The organism is Streptomyces sp. NPDC059037 (assembly GCF_042740015.1).
Lineage (GTDB): Bacteria > Actinomycetota > Actinomycetes > Streptomycetales > Streptomycetaceae > Streptomyces.
In genome coordinates this window covers 1-1931 of sequence record NZ_JBHYIG010000357.1, presented here as the reverse complement: position 1 = coordinate 1931, position 1931 = coordinate 1, and the positions used below count along the sequence as shown (strand labels likewise).

The window sequence follows — 1931 nt, the reverse complement described above, 5'->3', positions numbered from 1 at the left end:
TCCCCCCCCCGCCCCGGGGGGGGGGGGCGGGGGGCCCCCCCCGGCCCCCGCCCGCCGGGGGCCCGGGCCGCGGCGCCCCAGAAGCGGTCGTCCACAGACCGGCAGGCGGATGCGGTCCTCACCGCGACCGCGACGTCGTCCGATGACACCAGGCTGAGCTGGCGTGGCCGGGGCGAGGACGTCGCCTGGCGTGTCGTCGAGTTCGCGACCGAACGGCGCGGCCCCTACACCACCTTGGGGTTCCTGCTGCCCGGCCGGTCCAGCTTCCGGCACACCGACCTGATGCCCGAGACCACGTTCTACTACCGGCTTCGTTCCGTGCACGGTCCGGTGTCACGCCCGCTGCACGTCGACCTGGACCGAAAGGAAGCCGACGAGAAACCCGGGGGAGCGAGCGGCGACGCACCGGCGAATCTCAGGGCCACGGTCATGCGCGGGAGGGACATCGGATTGCGGTGGACCGACCGAACGAGCGATGAGGACGGATACCTGGTCGAGATCCGCCGCGACGGCAAGGAGTTCTTTTCCGTCATCGCGGTATTCGGCCCCGACGTCGACTCCGCCGAAATCGTCACGCTGCCCGACGAGAGGAGAGCGGATTTCAGGGTCCGAGCCTTTCAGTACGGCGAGTTTTCGAACGTGGCCCGTTGCACCACCGGGAATTGACGGACCGAGGATCCGCTGAGAAGGAAGTTTGATCATGTCCCGTACTTTCTTGTCCCGCCCACCGAAGCACGTGTGCTCCGACATCACGGCACTCGCCGCCGTGCAGCGAGGACAGGTCGGCGCCTTTCAACTCATCCATGAGCGGCACTACCCGGCCGTCCACGCGTACGCCACGGAATGCCTCGCGGATGTCGAAGCCGTCGGCGGGCTCTCCACGCGGGTGTTCCGTCGGGTGCTCGCGACGCGTCTCAAGGGTGGCGTGGTCATCGGCGTACGCCATCCCGGTTGTCTGCGGCGCGAGCTCCTGGACGGAGTCCGCAGCGGAGCGGTGGCGCACGCCGCCTACGACGTGGCCGCGCTCGCCCCCGGGTTCCGCGACTGGGTGGCCAAGGGAGCCGCCTGGCCCATGGAGGACGGCAGCCAACTGGCGCGGGCCTTCGAACGGCTGCCCCGGTCGGCTCAGATCCTGTTGTGGCACGGGGTGGTGGAGCAGGAGGACCCTCGGCTCATCGCCCGGATCACAGGGCGGCGCGAGGCCGCCGTCGTGGCCTCCACGCAGCAGGCCATGGAGCTGCTGCGTGGCATCCGACTGGGGCTCCACGCCGAGCGCATGGGGCGTCCGGAGTGCCGGGAGGCCCTGGCCGGGCTCGGGGCCGCGCTCGACTGTGCCGCGGTGTCCGGCATCGCCGCGCATGGGCGTGACTGCCAGTGGTGCCGCGAGGCAGGCGAGGATCTGGCGGATCTCGACGGGCGGCTCGGCAGCCACTTGCCTGCCTGGCAGTTGGGCTGGTGGCCCGGTCCTCGGTACCTGCGGGTCAAGGCGGTGTCCCGCGCCCTCGTCGATGTGCCCTCCTATGTCTGCGAGTTCCCCGAGCTGTCAGCCGCCTGGGTGCCGAACCGGCCGCGCGGACGAGGGCTCTTATCGCGGCGGAAACCGGGTGACACGGGGGGATATGCATGACAGCTGAGGACAGCGGGGACCAGTCGGCAAGCCGCACCGACGCCGAACTCACCACCCTCCTGCGGGAGGAGAACGACGATGCGGCACTGGCGGAGATCTTCCGGCGTCACCGTGCGGCGGTTCTGTCCTACGCCCGTACCTGCTGCCGCGATCCGCACACGGCCGAGGACCTCACGTCCGAGGCGTTCGCCCGCACGATCCATGTGGTCCGTGCAGGCGGCGGTCCGGAGGTCGCGTGGCGGCCCTACCTCCTCGTGGTGGTCCGCCGCACGGCGGCGGACTGGGCCGCGACCGCCCGCCGGAG

3 protein-coding genes are annotated in these 1931 nt (G+C 71.0%); all 3 read left to right on the top strand.

Annotation, left to right across the window (positions count from 1 at the left end; all coding sequences use genetic code 11):
* Positions 1-282 precede the first annotated feature (282 nt).
* Positions 283-666, top strand: a complete 384-nt coding sequence (locus ACFWY6_RS41495; protein WP_384701898.1) for a hypothetical protein — start codon at positions 283-285, stop codon at positions 664-666.
* Between the two features lie 34 nt (positions 667-700).
* Positions 701-1627 (top strand): RNA polymerase sigma factor, encoded by a 927-nt coding sequence (locus ACFWY6_RS41490; RefSeq protein ID WP_384701896.1) that lies wholly within the window; start codon positions 701-703, stop codon positions 1625-1627.
* A partial coding sequence (locus ACFWY6_RS41485) for an RNA polymerase sigma factor (protein ID WP_384701893.1) occupies positions 1624-1931 on the top strand: 308 nt, incomplete at its 3' end. The genes ACFWY6_RS41490 and ACFWY6_RS41485, both read left to right, overlap by 4 nt.